Raw genomic sequence first — 15,522 nt, 5'->3', positions numbered from 1 at the left:
GTACAGAGGTTAGATATATAATTACCTGGTAAAGGAATATTTTTAGTATTATTTTAATTTTATTTTTCATTTTTTTCTAATAAAAAAATAAATGATTGATAATACTAATATAGATAGTAAGTACATAGTGATAAATTGATAGTATGCCCAACTAATAGGCCCATGCTTTATGTAATAATACCCGATATTAGAGACGGATCTATTCCAGTTATTATATAAGTTTATTATTTCTTTGTTTTTAAAATCTTGATTTCTATCTATAAGATCTTTTAGAAGAAGGGTATGTATTCTATGATATTTCATATTCGCTGGATTACCCACTAAATCATAGCTGGACCATTCATTTTCTATGTCGAACTTAAATATATTGCTACTGATTGACTTATATAGGCTTTCGGATGTTCTTTTACTTTTATCTATATTGAGATAATTTTCGAAGGATTCAATACCATAAGTAGAGTAAATCATGCCATTTAATACAAAGGCTAATTTTTTTGAACTTGCTTTAGGATCAACATATTCTTCAATCCAGGGCATGTTATCTAAAATTGTCAGGCTACCTCCTTGATTGGCCGGAGCTAGCGATGATTTGTATAGTAAGCGGGCCGTTAATAGATATTTATCATCATCAAAATAGTCATAAGCTCTTAATAAGAGAATAATTGCATACGCATCTGTTAATCCAGACCACCAGGGAGCAGAGAGTTTATTATTTTCATATCCTTTATATGGCCAATCAAAATCATATAAGTAATGATTCTCACCATGGAATAACTTGATATTGTTCAATAACCAGTCGGCTGAGAATTTAAAATTATAAATTAATTCCTCTTTATTGAATGTAGGGGGGGGGACATTCCATCCGGGTAAGGATGAATCCGTTCTCCATAATATATTGGCATTGTCTTTCTCTAAGCTTAAGGAAGAGTATATGATTCCATAGTGAACGACATAAAACGGGGATAGAAATGGTTTAGGGATGCGTGGTGAATGTGATAATGGAAAACCATTGCTATTAAATTCACGTTGGGTAAATTTCCCTTTCATGACTAAGTTTCTAACACTGCTGTTGAATTCATCTAGCTCATAAGCATATTTATTGAATGTATAACTAACGATTATTACGATAATTATATATGGGATTATTTTCATTATATTTTTTGTTTTTTTCATTCTAACCTTCTCTTCCGCATAAAAGATAATTTTAAGATATAAGCTGTACTCATTAGATAAAGGCTGAAACTTGTGAGTGAAAATAATAAAATGGTGAGGTAAATATCTCCTAATAAATATCCGACGAGAAGGGCTATAAATCTTAATATAATAGATGTTGATTGGATAAATAAATTGCTCTTCTGGTGTTCATAAATGGATAAATATACTGATAAGGATGAATATATTATTTGCCCAGATAAATGGGGTATTAAGCATAATAGATATTTACCTGATTCATGCCATTCTTCACCGAAAACAAATGTTATGGTTGGTATTCCAATCAAGTATGTTACTATGGCAAATAAAAGAGAAATTAGTCCCAGGTAATAGAATGTTTTTTTGATTTTTAAGAAAGATGATGCAGGCGTACCTTTTAAATATCCTTGTAATATAGATGAAACTGTTTGGTTTAGCAGTGTAATGGGTGCACCTGATATTTTAGATGCGATTAAATAAAATCCAGCAGGTTTCAGTCCGTAGGCAGACATTATAAACAATTGAGGTAGTTCATTACTGACAGTGTTAATTAAGCTAGCCGGGAAATCATAAACTGGAAATTTGTAATATTTCTTAGCAAGAAGTCTTATTTTTCTAAACTCGTTTTTCCTTATTATCAGGCGATATTGAGATTTTTTACGCAAAAATAGGACACCTAAGGATTGGCCTAATATCTGCCCTAAGATAAGGCTGCTTGCGCCCAAACTGGCTATTCCCCCAACTATTTGAATACTTATCATGGTGACCGTTTGAGCTATTTTAGTGATAGAGAACTCGCGGTATTGTCTTTTTCTTATGCTGTTGAAGCTCATTGCTCTATAAAACCCGTAAGTAATAATACCTAGAGGTATATAGTATATGTGATTTCCTATAATTATTTTTTCTGAGATACTGAATATTGCAAAAATAGTGATTGCTATAAAACTAATGATGATTGAAATTATACAAGATAATGTGACTAATGAATTGATTTCACGTTCTTTTTCTGATGCACTTATTGAAAATTCATAACGGAGGCAAGCACCTACGGCCAAAATACTTAGAATAGATGAAAGTGAAGCATAAATTCCTAATTCTTCGGGTGAGAATAGTCTTGTCAGTACAGGTACTGATAGCAGTAATAATATCTGGCTTAATAATGACGAAAGTAATAAGCCAGATAAATTTTTTATAAACTTATTATTCATAGAGTTTAAATCGCGCTGGAAATTTTGCTAATTAAATCTATGGATAAATAAGGATGCATAGGTAAACTCATCACTTCTTGCGCTATTTTGTCACCGACAGGCAGAACAATATTGCTGACCACTGCGGGTTGTTTATTCAAGGGAATGGGGTAATGCACGGCGGTTGGAATGCCTTGTTCTTTTAATCTGCGTTGTAATGCATCGCGGTTTTTAACCCGGATAGTATATTGTGCATAGGCAGAGAGATTGTGGGGTTCAATATATGGCGTGGTCATGATGCCGATTTTATTCAGTGCTTGATGATAGTTTTCTGCCACAATCTGACGCATTGCCATTTCTTCCTCAAAGATATCCAGTTTGGGCAGCAGGATGGCGGCTTGTAGTGTGTCTAAGCGGCTGTTAATGCCGATTCGGATATGATGGTATCGTCTGTCTTGACCATGGCGGGCAATTTGACGAATAATTTTTGCCAGCGTTTCATCGTTGGTGAAAATAGCCCCGCCATCACCGTAGCAACCTAAGGGTTTGCTGGGGAAGAAACTGGTGCACGAGATCGTCGTTAAGTTGCAGGAACGCTGCCCTTTATAAGTTGCGCCAAAACTTTGGGCTGCGTCTTCTATTACGGTCAGGTTATGTTTTTCGGCGATGGCATTAATTTCGTCAAAATCGGCACACTGGCCGAATAAAGAAACCGGAATGATCGCTTTGGTTTTCGGTGTAATAGCGGCTTCCAGCAGGGCCGGATCTAAGTTATAGGTTGTGGGCTTGACGTCAACATAGACCGGAATGCCACCCAGCAGCGCAACGGTTTCCGCGGTGGCAATGTAGGTAAACCCGGGGGTGATAACTTCGTCGCCGGGTTTGAGGCCAATCGCCATTAAGGCAATTTGCAGGGCATCGGTGCCGTTCGCACAGGTAATGCAATATTTGGCTCCCGTGTAGGTCATCAGCTTTTCTTCTAATTCTGCTACTTCGGGCCCTAAAATATATTTGCCGTGGGTGAGGACTTTCTGGATATTCGCGTCAATTTTATCTTTAATTCTGCGTTGCTGTGCCGCGAGATCGGTGAATTGCATTCTTCTTTACCTTTTATACTTTAATTCGGGTCACGGTATGATGGTTGAGTTGATAAATATGCTGCGTGTGCGGGCAGGTTGTTATGGCTTGTCCATGCAGGGGTAAATCTAATTGTTCACCAAATTCACTCATCCAGCCAATCTGTTTGGCCGGCACGCCGGCCATCAGGGCATAATCCGGCACATCTTTATTGACGACCGCGCCGGCACCAATAAAGGCATAGGCACCAATGGTGGTACCACAAATAATGGTACAGTTGGCGCCTAACGTGGCACCTGTTTTCACCCGGGTGGTTTTATATTCACTTTTTCTTTCAATCAATGAGCGTGGATTATAGACATTGGTAAACACCATGCTTGGGCCACAAAATACGCCCTCTTCTAAATGAACGTTGTCATAAACAGAGACGTTATTTTGTATTTTGCAGCGATTGCCGATGGTGACCTGATTGCCAATAAAGACATTTTGGCCTAAAGAGCAGCTTTCGCCAATTTGGGCACCGGAACAGACATGCGTAAAATGCCAAATGCGGCTGTTTTTCCCAATTTGGGCCCCTTCATCAACGATGGCACTGGGATGTATCATTAGGTGTTCTGCTGACATGATGCCTTTTCCCTTGATTTAATACGTTAAAGGTAAAGAAATGGTTTTATTATCTCGGGCTGAGAGATAGGCAGCGATAAGCAACTCTAATGATTTTAAGCCTTCCCGACCATCTGTGATGGGTTGGGCTTCCCCTCTCATCACATCAATGACATTTTTGTAATACAGCGGGTGACCAAACCCATAAACTGAGGTGGTTTCATAGCTGGTTGCTTTGACTTGCTGGTCATACTCTTTTTCGTCGGAAAAATGCCATTCCTGAATTTCATTGACGGCCAAACCCCCCACCCGGACCGTGCCTTTTTCACCCAGAATGGTGATAGAGCCTTCAAGGTTCTGCGGGTAAGTGCACATAGTGACAGCCATCGAGCCTAAGGTCCCGTCTCGCCAGCGGATATTCAGTACGCCGGTATCTTCTGTCTCGATATCCAGGTGTGTCGATGTCATGGCCTGCACATCTTTTACCGGGCCGATCAGCCATTCAATTAAGTCAACATAGTGGCTGGCCTGATTCATGAAGGCCCCGCCATCAAATTCCCATGTGCCCCGCCAGGCGGCTTGATCGTAATATGCTTGCGGACGGGTCCAGAAAACATTGAGGTGAACCAGATGGATTTTGCCAAACCGTTTTTCACTGACGGCCCGTTTCAGTAATTGTAATGTCGCGTTTAAGCGATTCTGTTTGACGACAAAGAGATGTTTTCCGGCTTTATCGGCGGCTTTGACCATGTTTTCGCCTTCGGCCAGTCGTGTCGCCATCGGTTTTTCGGTGACGACATGAAAGCCTTTATTAAAGCAGGTAATAGCTTGCTCGGGATGCAGCCCGGAAGGGGTGGTCAGGATGATGATATCGGCGGTGATATTATCCAGCAGGGTATTGAGGTTGTTAAAACCCGGGACGCCGGTTTTTTCTATCGTCGCTGTTAATACCGCTTGGTCGTTATCACAGATTGCCACTAATTCAGCGTGTTCCTGATGTGCTTCCAGAGCATTAAAATGATTTTTAGCAATTCTTCCACAACCCACTAAAGCGAATTTTATTTTTCTGTCTTTAATTATGTTAAGCATGGTTTTTCCTGGATTAAGCTTTTATGACGTTTTGGTGATTTGGAGAATATTTACCGCGGGTATCAACGACTAATTTTGCGTTATTGATGATGAATTCATAATTAAATTTGTCGTGATCGGTGGCTAAAATAACGCAGTCAAATTCTTTTAAACTCTTTTCAGTTACCGGCTGGCTGATTAAATTAAAATGGTGTTCACGCATTTTAGGGAATATCGGGACGTGAGGGTCGGAATATTCCACGTTGGCACCTAAATCCCTGAGTTTTTCCATGATATGGACTGAGGGACTTTCTCGCATGTCGTCAACATTCTTTTTATAGGCGATCCCCAAGACTAAGATACGGCTATTATTAATGGATTTATTCACTTTATTCAGGGCTAAGACCGTTTTGGTGACAACATAATCGGGCATGGATGAGTTGACTTCACCGGAGAGTTCAATAAAGCGGGTATTGATACCGTATTCTCTGGCTTTCCAGGTTAAATAGAAGGGATCAATCGGGATGCAGTGACCACCTAATCCCGGGCCGGGGTAATAGGGGACAAAGCCGAAGGGTTTGGTTGCCGCAGCCCTGATAACTTCGTGGATATCAATGCCCATTTTGTCGGCGACCAGTTTCATTTCGTTGACTAAACCAATGTTGACCGCCCGGTGTATGTTCTCAAGCAGTTTAGTCATTTCGGCTGCTTTGGTTGAGCTGACGGGAACCACCCGGTCAATTGCAGGTTGGTAAACGGCCATCCCGGCTTTTAAGCAGTTCGCCGTATGGCCGCCAATGACTTTCGGGATGGTGCGGGTTTCGAAATCAGGATTACCGGGATCTTCGCGTTCGGGTGAATAGACCAGGAAGAAGTTTTCACCCACTGTTAACCCGTTTTCTTCCACCCGGGGTAATAACTCTTCTTCGGTGGTGCCGGGATAAGTGGTACTTTCTAAGGAAAGGAGTTGTCCGGCTCTTAAATGGGGTTTTATCATCTCCGTGGTGTTAATTACGAAACTGATATCGGGTTCACGGTATTTATTTAATGGGGTGGGGACGCAAAGAATAATTGCATCACATTCGGCTATTTTGGCGAAATCTGTTGTGGCTTCGAAACCGGAATGGAGGGCTTGGTTAATTTTGGCTGCGGGAATATGTTCGATATAACTTTGGCCCTGATTTAATTTATCTGTTTTTTCTTTATCAATATCAAACCCAATAACTTTAAAGCCAATATCGTTATATCTCAGCATTAGTGGTAAGCCAACATAACCAAGACCAACAATGGCAATGATGGCTGTTTTATTATCAAATTTATCGGTGAGAATGTTTAGTGATGACATATTTTGCCTTTAATATTATGACCTGAAAATGTACTTGTGAAAATAAATAACATTTCGAAATGTTTAATTAGGGTGCTATTTATTTTCATAAGTTTTATTTGGCAGATGAAACTTTAACAGGCTATTTTTAAATAGTTTGTGTAAGGTCTATTGTTGAAATAATAAATAGTGAAATAATAATAAAGCTACCGCACTAGGTTATTGGTTCCCAGAAATCCATATAATGTTATAGGTTCATTTAATGTTTTGATTTTTCAATACTTTTCTTTGTCGCTTGTCGCAACAAAAAACAACAAAAGATAAGGTTTTTTAATGATTGTTGAAAAGAGTAAACTGTCAGCCCTTCCGGGTCAAGCCTGACAGAATACTTGTTTGATGAATTGATAGAATAAGGTTAGTTGATCTTGATATTTGTATTATCGCCCATGAAGCGGTAGCCAGATGACCAGACGTAAGCCGCCTAATGGGCTGTTGTCAGCACGTACCCAGCCGCGGTGCTGGCTAACGGCGGTTTCAACAATCGCCAGACCAAGGCCTGTGCCGCCGGATTCCCGGTCGCGGGCTTCGTCTGTACGGTAGAAAGGACGGAATATGTGTTCGCGGTCTTCCGGGTTGACTCCTGGGCCGTCATCATCAACGGTAATGGTGATCCCTTGATGATCAGCATGGAATGCGACCGCAATATGGTGGTGGGAGTAACGTAAGGCATTACGCACGATATTTTCAAAAGCACTGCCAAGCGCTAATGGGTTGCAGTAAATGGTCCAGGAACCCGGTGGTAAGGTTGCTTCAAGGATTTTATCCATTTGTTCAGCTTCGAATATAGCGTTCTCAAGAATATCGTTCCATAAATCGGTTATTTTAGTATTTTCCCGCAGGAGTTCATTTTTATGCTGGCTGCGGGAGAGCACTAACAGATCGTTAATCATGCTGTCCAGACGTTGGGCTTCTGTCTCGATTCTTTCTAATTCTTTGCTTTCACCATGACGGCGGCGAAGTAACGCCGTGGCGAGTTGCAGACGGGTAAGAGGTGTGCGCAGTTCATGGGAGATGTCGGAGATGAGCCGTTGTTGCGCCGTGACCATTCTCTCCAATACGCTGATCATTTGGTTGAAGCTGTTACCCGCTGCCAGAAACTCTTGTGGCCCCGCTTCCAGTTCGGGATGCTGACGTAAATTACCTTTCGCAACGTCGTCGGCGGCATTTTTTAATTTACGGGCAGGTTTAGCTAAACTCCATGCCAGCCATAATAGTAATGGTGTACTGATTAACATGGTGGCCGTTAATAATAATAGTGGCCGGTCAAACATCAGGTTAATAAAGTCTGATTGCGAGCTGTTCGCCGGGCGAACTAAATAAAGTTGGTAATGATCTTCCCCATCCCGGATAGAAAATGGCCCTAACATCTCAGAACGGCCATATTTTTTCTTTTTCGGATGATCCGCGTTATCTGATTGTCCGATAAAGTTGCGGACAACTTGCATTTCGCTTCTCTGGGCGCCAATAACCCGCCCTTCACTGGTCACCAGGATCAGGCGCTGTCCTGGTGGTGCCCATTTTTCAATTGCGCGAAATAAACGGTGCCACCAAAGTAAATCATTAGCCGGGTCTTGAACTAATTCTGCTTCAATATGTTGTTCCAGCATGACGCCCTGCCGGTATTCATTTTCCAACAGGGAGGTGAGTTGTCTGGAATCCAGTTTCGGCACCATTAAGACTAACATCAGGACTAATGCCAGGGTAAACCAGAAAATGGCGAAGATGCGTGCTGTTAGGCTGTTTATCATGTTGCGGAAACCATTAAATATCCGCGGCCACGTAATGTCTTAAACCATTGCAGGCCATCTTCCCGTTCAGGTAATTTCCGGCGCAGGTTGGAAATATGCATATCAATTGCCCGGTCAAACGGGGTCAGTCGTTTACCTAGTACTTCCTGGCTCATGTGTTCGCGGGAAACAACCTGGCCTAAGTGTTGAGTCAATAAATAAAGCAAGGTGAATTCAGTTCCGGTTAAATCTAATATTTGATTAGCGAAGCTGGCTTCCTGTCGGCCAGGGTTTAATTGCAGTTTATCAACCTGAAGGGGGGGAGGGCCATTTTCTGCCTGTTGCTGTTCACTCCAGTTTGAACGGCGAAGGATAGCCCGTATACGTGCTACCAACTCACGATCGTTAAATGGCTTGGCGAGATAGTCATCTGCCCCTAATTCCAATCCCAGAACGCGATCTAAATCGCTTCCACGTGCTGTTAGCATTATGACTGGGGTTTGATGGTCTAGCCGAAGTTCTTTCAGGGTTGCAATGCCATTTTTACGCGGCATCATAATGTCGAGTAGTAGCAGATCAATTGAATCGTCAAGGAATTTTAAGGCCTGCTCTCCGTCATGAGCAATAACAACGTTAAATCCTTCCATTTCAAGTAATTCTTTTAATAGTGATGTTAATTCTCGGTCATCATCAACTAATAGGATTTTATGCATTGATTACTTCCTCCAAGAGCAAAAATACGATAACAAACTTTGCTATTCCACGACTTTACGTTCTTTTACAAGCTCTGACGCTAGTTTGCAGCCGTGTAGGTATAGTTGTCCACAATTTGAATCGAATAGCATCGTTCGGGGAAACGAGGAGTTGTTTAATGCGTAACATAGCAGTGTTAGTTTTAGCGTCAATATTTGTTCTTGGTTCGGCCGCATTTTTAGCTGGAACAGCAAGTATAGTGCACGCTGCTACGGTACCCGGTAATTGTGCACCTTGTGGTTATAAAAGCGAGGGAGGCCATCATTACCGTAATAATGATATCGGTGATAATGACCATATGTTTAATGGTATCACTTTCACTGAGCAACAGCGTCAGCAAATGCGTGATTTGGTGGGGCAGAAGCATCAACAGCGTTTGTCAATGTCCATGAGTCGCACAGAACGTGAAGAGATGCGTAAGCTGGTCACTGCGAAGGATTTTGATGAAGTGGCAGTAAAAGCTCTGGTTGAAAAGATGGTCAGGTGTAATGTGGAACGTCAGCTAGAAATGGTCCGTATTCATCATCAGATGTACCAACTGTTGACGCCTGAGCAACAAGCGCAATTGGAGCAACATTATCGGCAGCGTATGTCTCAGTTACCGAACTGATTTGTAATACCCATAGCAGCAAAGTAGTAGTAGAGCAAAGTAGTAGTAGTAAGTGTGAATTTTTCCTTGCCATAGACACCATCCCTGTCTTTCAGGCCCTTTTTAGGGCCTTTTTTTTCAGTCACTTACAACGCATTTCTTTGTAAAACAACAACATAAAAAAGGATGAAGGGGTTAGAAAGTATACGAAAGTTTTTGAGTGTGGACGTTCGGTGGACGCTCGCCACACTCTCTAGCTTTATTCTACGTCTATCCCACCCTTAAGAGGGTTTAATGTAATGGCATGTTGCAGATAGTCCGGGGCAAGGTGTGCATAGACCATTGTTTGGATTATGCTGGCGTGCCCTAATATCTGTTGTAATGCAATTATATTCCCTCCATTCATCATGAAGTGGCTGGCAAAAGTGTGCCTGAGGACATGAGTTGCTTGTCCTTTAGGTAAGTCGGGCTTTACTACATGTAAGATCTTGCAGAAATTTATGTAGTCAACATTGAACAGCTTGCCCATTTTCTTTTTACCACGGATTTCTTTCTCTAATTTGTCAGAAATGGGAACGATGCGTTGATCTCCATTTTTGGTATTTAGAAAAATTACACGGCCTTTTAATACCTGTTGAGCGGCCAGACTTTCCGCTTCCCCCCAGCGAACGCCAGTGCTAAGGCAAAGTAAAGCCAGCTTTTTTTCCTCTTTATTTAGAGAATTAAGCAGTAGTTCTATCTCTGGTGTTGTGAGATAGGTCATAGCAACATTTTTCTCGCTTAATGGTTCTAATCCTTGGAGTTCTGTCAATAACTGTACGGGGTGTGACAGTGCGGCCAGAGGCGGTGATCTGTTAGTGGAAAAAGTTATTGATTATGCGGATTCAATCGGCATGGATTTTAGCCGGGCTATGGCGAAGTCATTAATCATCGGAGGAAAAATCAACATAGGTGAACAGTCGTTCAAGTTATGGACGGATGGCAGTTTTATTCCGATAGAAACGGAATGTCAGAAACAGGAGCGCCGTGATGTGCTGTGGCAGCGGATTAAGAATATTGGTGAAATGAGGAAAAACCTATCGTGAATATGCGTTTCGGTTCGGTTTGTTCCGGTATTGAAGCAGCCAGTGTGGCATGGGAACCGCTGGGTATGTCTCCGGCATGGTTCAGTGAAATTGAGAAATTCCCCAGTGCGGTACTGCAATATCACTGGCCTTATGTCCGAAATCTGGGGGATATGACTGAAATCCCCGCCATGATTACCGAAAATCAGGCCGATGCGCCGGATATTCTGGTTGGCGGTACACCCTGTCAGGCGTTCAGCATTGCGGGTCTGCGTAATGGGTTGGACGATGAGCGGGGAAAACTAACATTATCATTCGTGGAGTTGGCAAATGTCATTGATTCAGTCAGAGCAGCAAACGGAGAACAGCCTTCAATTATCGTCTGGGAAAATGTCCCCGGAGTTCTATCCAGTAAGGATAATGCCTTTGGTTGTTTTCTTGCGGGACTTACCGGAGAAGATGAACCATTGCAGTCGTCAAGGAAGAAATGGACGAACTCAGGTTATGTGTCTGGACCACAAAGAGCTGTTGCATGGCGGGTGCTGGACGCTCAATATTTCGGAGTGGCCCAGCGACGTCGCCGTGTGTTTGTTGTCGCAAGTGCTAAAACAGACATCTGTCCCGCAAAAATACTTTTTGAGCCAGGCAGCATGTGCCGGGATTCCGAACCGCGCAGAACGGCGAGGGAAACAGTTACCGGAAATGCTGGAAGCCGTACTGTTATCGGCAGTCACTGGGAGTCAGGACTAAACCCGCATCCGACATTAAACCAGAGCCACAATGTCGGCGGTATCGGAATGAGCAATCAGGAGCTGTTTTCCCAGCGTGGCAGTGGACTGATATCAACATACCGTTTGCTTTCGTTTGGTGAGTACCGAACGGATGATATTTCCTCAACCCTGAGAGCTAGAGACGATAAAAGCGCCACTGACCTGATCGCAACGCGGGGTGTCGTGCGTCGTTTAACGCCTATTGAGTGCGAGCGGTTGCAAGGTTTTCCCGATAATCACACCCAAATTCCGTGGAATGGCAAGGCTTCAGCTGATTGTCCTGATGGTCACCGTTACCGGGCAATCGGAAATTCAATGGCTGTGCCTGTAATAGCATGGATTGGGAAACGAATTTTAATGCAAGCGAGGAATAAATAATGATGCGTTACAACGGAGTATCACTCTAGGAAATGATGAATTACCTCGTTAAATCGAAGTTGTTCACTGAAACGACCGGGGCACGATCCCTATGAGGTGGTTGAATATCTGGCGTTGCTGATCCGCATCCGGTGACGGAATACTGCTTCTTTGGCGAGGCTGCCTGTTGGAATACGTCGGGCTGGCATGAACTAAAATTGCAGTTGTGATTGTGTGACATGTCACGCGATTATCACTAAACCCGCTTTCAAAGCGGGTTATTGCTATGTGTCGATGCTAGATATTATTAGCACAAGGGCTAACTTAGCTCTTGCGCTAATTTAGCTCAAGGGCTATTATTTAGGCATCAATCGGGGATTGTCGAATGTTTGAAATTAAGTTTCATGATGCTTTTAAGGAAGAATTAAAATCACTGCCTGACTCGCTGGAATTGCGCATGGTCGCGTTAATTAAGCGTTTGAGGGAAAACCCAACCAGCCTGAGAGAGCCGCATTCAAAACCGATAGAGGGATATAAAGGGCTGTTTGAGTTGAGAGCAAAAGCCAAAGACGGAATAGCCAGAAGTTTTTTTTGTTATGCCGCAGGGAAGAAAATCTATCTGTTAAGATGCTTTGTGAAAAAAACTAATGCCACTCCCCTGAATGAACTCAGGATAGCGATTGCGCGAAAAAATGAACTGACAGAACCATCATGAGATTAAGAGGAAATATGATGCGTGATGACTTAGACCTCTACATTGAGGAAAGAACCAAAGAAAACCCCCGATTTAAAGCCACGTTAGCGGAAGAGGAGAAAGAGCTTGAGTTCGCGATTGAGATGCAGAATATGCTGACTGAATGGCGGAAACATGCTGGGCTGACCAGCGCTCAGGTTGCTGAAAAAATGGGTATCAAACCACCGACTGTATCAAAAATAGAAAGAAATATCGTTAAGGCATCCATTGATACACTCAGTCGCTATGCGCGTGCCTGTGGTGTTAACGATATCAAAATATCCTTATCATTAATAAAGTGATCGTTTTTTATTCTTTTGTTGCGGGTGCGCATAAGGGGGCATAACCCCCCATTCCCCGCACCAATCTGTCGTCACGGCTGGCATTCTTGATATTTAAAAATTCGTCTTTAGCTGCGGCTTCAGATAGTGGAATAGTCTGGATACCGTCTTTTTTACCGCCCGGCGCATATAAAAATAGATTGCGGAACTTACCTGGCCCCTTGGAATTTTTCAGCGCATCGCGGATATTGTCGATGTCGGATAGGTTTTGTGAGGCATCGCTGATATACAGGATGTAACCCGCATGGGAACCGTTCAGGTAATACTTGCGGCGAAAAAGTGTAGCCGATTCATTTAGCAATGCCGACGGTAGCGCGGCTAAATACTCCGGCAATCCGTAAAGTTCCTGATTAATATCGGGTTCAATCAGATGAAACACTTGCCCCGTCGGGAACGGGTGCGGCTGGCTGTTGTAGCCATATTTCACAAACCAGTAGGTTTCCAGGTCTTCACCGCGTCGGGTGAACTTGGCTGGGCAATGATGCAGCTTCAAAGGCTGGCCGAGGCGATTCTTGCGTTGTTCAAGATAAGCATTGCCAAACAGCATAAAGTCCAGCGCCCATGAATCGAATGCCTGTCGGCTAAGTAGCCGATGTGGGATAAAGGTACTGGTCAGGATGTTGCGTTTGACATAAACCGCGCTGCTGTGGTGCGGTGCCGAGCGAAACGACAGCGCCAGCCCGTTAAAACTGATTGGGGGTTCATACCAATTATCGACTAGCACACATTCCAAGTAATCAAACACCTCGCGCCGGTCAAGGACGGGGATTGGATCGCCAAAGGTGAATGCTTCAATTGATGGGCTGGCCGTGGTTTTCACCGCCGGGCTGCGTTTTCTGTTTTTACGGCTCATCAGTAAACCTCAACAATATTTCTATGGTGGGGAGTGTCACCGGTAATCGGTTCATTAAACAGGGCGTGCATGGTGGCCCATGCCAGATCTGCGTGACTGGCTTCCTCGCTGCGGTTGGCTTGATAGGTCGGACGGTTGCCGCTGGCGGTGGTAGAACGGCGGATCGCCATAAAACTTTGTGCAATGTCGGTCTGGCCGGCGTCAAACTCCAGCCGACGATGGTTGATAATGTCCCATGCCTTAAGTACCAGCGCGTTTTTAACGGCGGGGTTATAGACAAATTCCCGCACGGACGGGAAAAATTCTTTGACGTTTTGGTAAACCCCATGCCCGACGCCGGTCGAGTCAATGCCGATATATTCGACGTTGTACTGTTCCGTCAGTCGTTTGATGGTGTCAGATTGAGCGCGAAAGTTCATGCCACGCCACTGATGACGTTCAAGGATGCGGAATTTGCCACCCGGTACTCGCGGTGGAGCGACTACGACACAGCCGGCACTGTCGCCATTCTCGCCACCTTTGGCGGGATCATAACCGATCCAGACAGGGTGATAACCATAGGGGCGTAGCATCAGGGGCTGCACATCGTCCCAGATTTCCCAGCTATCGACCATGCAACCCTGCATCAGTTGCAGTGAGAAAATGGATTCGATATCGTCCATAAATTCACACATCAGCAGGTTCTGGTACTCGTCCGGGCTATATTCCAGCCGTAACTGGTCAATATCAAACAGGTTACAGCCGCCTCTGACGGCATCTTCAACCGTGACAATCTGCCGCCACTGACCATCGGCACATCGTAAGCCGCTGGCTAATGCTTGATGGCTAATATCAATGTCAATGCGATTGGCCTTGGCGCGGCCACGGTTAAACAGTTTGCCTGACCAATACGGGTACGCGCTGTGGGTTAAGCTGGACGGTGTAGAAAAGTAAGTCTGGTGCCATTTTTTGTGCATCGCCATACCGGATGCTACCTTACGCAGTTCCTGAAACTTCGGAATCCAGAAATATTCATCCAGATAGAGATTGCCGTGATAGCTTTGCGCGGTGCGGGCATTGGTACCGAGAAAATACAGGGTGGCGCCATTATTCAGGGTGATCGGATCGCCTTTTAGTTCGGCGTCCACTTCCCGCGCCATTTCCAGGATGTACTGCTTGAATACGTGGGCCTGTGCTTTACTGGCAGAGAGAAATATCTGATTGCGTCCGGTAGTCAACGCATCGATCAGGGCTTCACGGGCAAAAAAGAATGTCGCACCAATCTGGCGGGATTTCAGGATATTGCGGATACGATGCGCTAATCCGGCGTGATACCAATCATGTTGATAATCGAACAGGGTCGAGCGGAAAATGTCTTCCAGCTTTTTGACTTGTTCTTCACTGAACACGTTCTTTTCCGGTGGCCGGCGCTCACCTTTGTTGCGGTTAGCAATTTTGGGGTTCAGATCGGCTTCATTACCGCCGCGGCTGTATTTCCTGATCCGCGCTTGTCGTTCTAACTGACGGTGCAGCAGGTCAATTTCCTTAAAGTCCTTGCCTTCTTTTTGCTCCTTGGCGATAAGCTGACATAACCGTGCTTCAAGAGATAACTCGATTCGTTCAAACGAGGTCACCTCATCCCATTTGTCGCGACGTTTCCAGCTATGGATAGTTGATGCTTTCTCGTTGAGCATTTCCGCAATCCGTGCGATCCGGTACCCGTTAAAATACAGGTGCATTGCGTGCTTACGGGGATCAAAATCGGGCGTTGTTTTCATGCTGCCAGACTACAGACCCGTCCGTCATTTCTCTGTGTCTGCCCTGTGTGCCAGCCCAGACACAACCG

General features: G+C 44.0%; 14 protein-coding genes and 2 pseudogenes. 5 read left to right on the top strand and 11 right to left on the bottom strand.

Translation table 11 applies throughout. The annotated features are described in order from the left end of the window. Nucleotides 1-66: 66 nt before the first annotated feature. The 8 genes from ACUN2T_RS25275 to cpxR all read right to left on the bottom strand — a co-directional run bounded on the left by ACUN2T_RS25275 (nt 67) and on the right by cpxR (nt 8,950). Nucleotides 67-1,173 (bottom strand): D-glucuronyl C5-epimerase family protein, encoded by a 1,107-nt coding sequence (locus ACUN2T_RS25275; RefSeq protein WP_445495588.1) that lies wholly within the window; start codon nt 1,171-1,173, stop codon nt 67-69. Beyond that, nucleotides 1,170-2,399: a lipopolysaccharide biosynthesis protein gene (locus ACUN2T_RS25270; RefSeq protein WP_445495587.1), complete on the bottom strand. Its 1,230-nt coding sequence runs from the start codon at nt 2,397-2,399 to the stop codon at nt 1,170-1,172. The genes ACUN2T_RS25275 and ACUN2T_RS25270 overlap by 4 nt, the downstream gene beginning before the upstream one ends. Before the next feature lie 5 nt (nt 2,400-2,404). Beyond that, nucleotides 2,405-3,475: a DegT/DnrJ/EryC1/StrS family aminotransferase gene (locus ACUN2T_RS25265; protein ID WP_445495586.1), complete on the bottom strand. Its 1,071-nt coding sequence runs from the start codon at nt 3,473-3,475 to the stop codon at nt 2,405-2,407. 13 nt (nt 3,476-3,488) lie between these two features. Continuing rightward, entirely contained in the window at nt 3,489-4,079 is a 591-nt protein-coding gene (locus tag ACUN2T_RS25260; protein ID WP_445495585.1) for an acyltransferase, read from the bottom strand. A gap of 18 nt (nt 4,080-4,097) precedes the next feature. Further along, nucleotides 4,098-5,147: a Gfo/Idh/MocA family protein gene (locus ACUN2T_RS25255; protein WP_445495584.1), complete on the bottom strand. Its 1,050-nt coding sequence runs from the start codon at nt 5,145-5,147 to the stop codon at nt 4,098-4,100. Between the two features lie 13 nt (nt 5,148-5,160). After that, complete coding sequence (locus ACUN2T_RS25250) at nt 5,161-6,471, bottom strand: nucleotide sugar dehydrogenase (RefSeq protein ID WP_445495583.1); 1,311 nt, start codon at nt 6,469-6,471, stop codon at nt 5,161-5,163. Nucleotides 6,472-6,887: 416 nt separating this feature from the next. Then, nucleotides 6,888-8,258, bottom strand: coding sequence for an envelope stress sensor histidine kinase CpxA (gene cpxA, locus ACUN2T_RS25245; protein WP_445495582.1), 1,371 nt, complete (start codon nt 8,256-8,258; stop codon nt 6,888-6,890). After that, complete coding sequence (cpxR, locus tag ACUN2T_RS25240) at nt 8,255-8,950, bottom strand: envelope stress response regulator transcription factor CpxR (RefSeq protein ID WP_445495581.1); 696 nt, start codon at nt 8,948-8,950, stop codon at nt 8,255-8,257. The genes cpxA and cpxR overlap by 4 nt, the downstream gene beginning before the upstream one ends. 158 nt (nt 8,951-9,108) lie before the next feature. Here cpxR and cpxP point away from each other — a divergent pair, with 158 nt between their 5' ends. Beyond that, nucleotides 9,109-9,600: a cell-envelope stress modulator CpxP gene (gene cpxP, locus ACUN2T_RS25235; protein WP_445495580.1), complete on the top strand. Its 492-nt coding sequence runs from the start codon at nt 9,109-9,111 to the stop codon at nt 9,598-9,600. Between the two features lie 238 nt (nt 9,601-9,838). Here the strand turns inward: cpxP and ACUN2T_RS25230 are convergent. Then, nucleotides 9,839-10,381: pseudogene (locus ACUN2T_RS25230) on the bottom strand (tyrosine-type recombinase/integrase); the annotation flags it as partial. Between the two features lie 55 nt (nt 10,382-10,436). On the opposite strand from ACUN2T_RS25230, the gene ACUN2T_RS25225 reads away from it, so the two are divergent. The 4 genes and pseudogenes from ACUN2T_RS25225 to ACUN2T_RS25210 all read left to right on the top strand — a co-directional run bounded on the left by ACUN2T_RS25225 (nt 10,437) and on the right by ACUN2T_RS25210 (nt 12,805). Next, the gene (locus tag ACUN2T_RS25225) at nt 10,437-10,664 is read left to right on the top strand and encodes a hypothetical protein (RefSeq protein WP_445495561.1); all 228 of its coding nucleotides are present in this window, start codon (nt 10,437-10,439) and stop codon (nt 10,662-10,664) included. Between the two features lie 2 nt (nt 10,665-10,666). Next, nucleotides 10,667-11,755 (top strand): annotated as a pseudogene (locus ACUN2T_RS25220) (DNA cytosine methyltransferase); the annotation flags it as partial. A gap of 400 nt (nt 11,756-12,155) precedes the next feature. Further along, nucleotides 12,156-12,485 carry a type II toxin-antitoxin system RelE/ParE family toxin gene (locus ACUN2T_RS25215; RefSeq protein WP_445495560.1) on the top strand — a complete coding sequence of 110 codons (330 nt, stop codon included), beginning with the start codon at nt 12,156-12,158 and terminating at the stop codon, nt 12,483-12,485. A gap of 14 nt (nt 12,486-12,499) precedes the next feature. Next, nucleotides 12,500-12,805 (top strand): helix-turn-helix domain-containing protein, encoded by a 306-nt coding sequence (locus ACUN2T_RS25210; protein WP_051691050.1) that lies wholly within the window; start codon nt 12,500-12,502, stop codon nt 12,803-12,805. A 7-nt stretch (nt 12,806-12,812) separates the two neighbouring features. Here ACUN2T_RS25210 and ACUN2T_RS25205 read toward each other — a convergent pair whose 3' ends face one another. Together ACUN2T_RS25205 and ACUN2T_RS25200 are read right to left on the bottom strand one after the other, a co-directional pair. Further along, a complete protein-coding gene (locus ACUN2T_RS25205) occupies nt 12,813-13,697 on the bottom strand; it encodes a phage portal protein (protein WP_445495579.1) in 885 nt (294 codons plus the stop codon). Then, complete coding sequence (locus tag ACUN2T_RS25200; RefSeq protein ID WP_445495578.1) at nt 13,697-15,454, bottom strand: terminase ATPase subunit family protein; 1,758 nt, start codon at nt 15,452-15,454, stop codon at nt 13,697-13,699. Before ACUN2T_RS25200 ends, ACUN2T_RS25205 begins: the two co-directional genes overlap by 1 nt. Nucleotides 15,455-15,522 lie beyond the last annotated feature (68 nt).

Source organism: Photorhabdus machadonis, from assembly GCF_052657765.1.
The sequence above is the reverse complement of the archived record's forward strand: the minus strand, read 5'-3'. Positions and strand labels throughout refer to the sequence as shown.

What these genes read in the sequence shown, in the direction of transcription:
- ACUN2T_RS25265 (WP_445495586.1), bottom strand. Translation starts at nt 3,475, where the DNA reads ATGCAATTCACCGATCTCGCGGCACAGCAACGCAGAATTAAAGATAAA.
- ACUN2T_RS25210 (WP_051691050.1), top strand. Translation starts at nt 12,500, where the DNA reads ATGATGCGTGATGACTTAGACCTCTACATTGAGGAAAGAACCAAAGAA.
- ACUN2T_RS25270 (WP_445495587.1), bottom strand. Translation starts at nt 2,399, where the DNA reads ATGAATAATAAGTTTATAAAAAATTTATCTGGCTTATTACTTTCGTCA.
- ACUN2T_RS25275 (WP_445495588.1), bottom strand. Translation starts at nt 1,173, where the DNA reads ATGAAAAAAACAAAAAATATAATGAAAATAATCCCATATATAATTATC.
- ACUN2T_RS25255 (WP_445495584.1), bottom strand. Translation starts at nt 5,147, where the DNA reads ATGCTTAACATAATTAAAGACAGAAAAATAAAATTCGCTTTAGTGGGT.
- ACUN2T_RS25200 (WP_445495578.1), bottom strand. Translation starts at nt 15,454, where the DNA reads ATGAAAACAACGCCCGATTTTGATCCCCGTAAGCACGCAATGCACCTG.
- ACUN2T_RS25250 (WP_445495583.1), bottom strand. Translation starts at nt 6,471, where the DNA reads ATGTCATCACTAAACATTCTCACCGATAAATTTGATAATAAAACAGCC.
- cpxP (WP_445495580.1), top strand. Translation starts at nt 9,109, where the DNA reads ATGCGTAACATAGCAGTGTTAGTTTTAGCGTCAATATTTGTTCTTGGT.
- ACUN2T_RS25205 (WP_445495579.1), bottom strand. Translation starts at nt 13,697, where the DNA reads ATGAGCCGTAAAAACAGAAAACGCAGCCCGGCGGTGAAAACCACGGCC.
- ACUN2T_RS25215 (WP_445495560.1), top strand. Translation starts at nt 12,156, where the DNA reads ATGTTTGAAATTAAGTTTCATGATGCTTTTAAGGAAGAATTAAAATCA.
- cpxR (WP_445495581.1), bottom strand. Translation starts at nt 8,950, where the DNA reads ATGCATAAAATCCTATTAGTTGATGATGACCGAGAATTAACATCACTA.
- cpxA (WP_445495582.1), bottom strand. Translation starts at nt 8,258, where the DNA reads ATGATAAACAGCCTAACAGCACGCATCTTCGCCATTTTCTGGTTTACC.
- ACUN2T_RS25260 (WP_445495585.1), bottom strand. Translation starts at nt 4,079, where the DNA reads ATGTCAGCAGAACACCTAATGATACATCCCAGTGCCATCGTTGATGAA.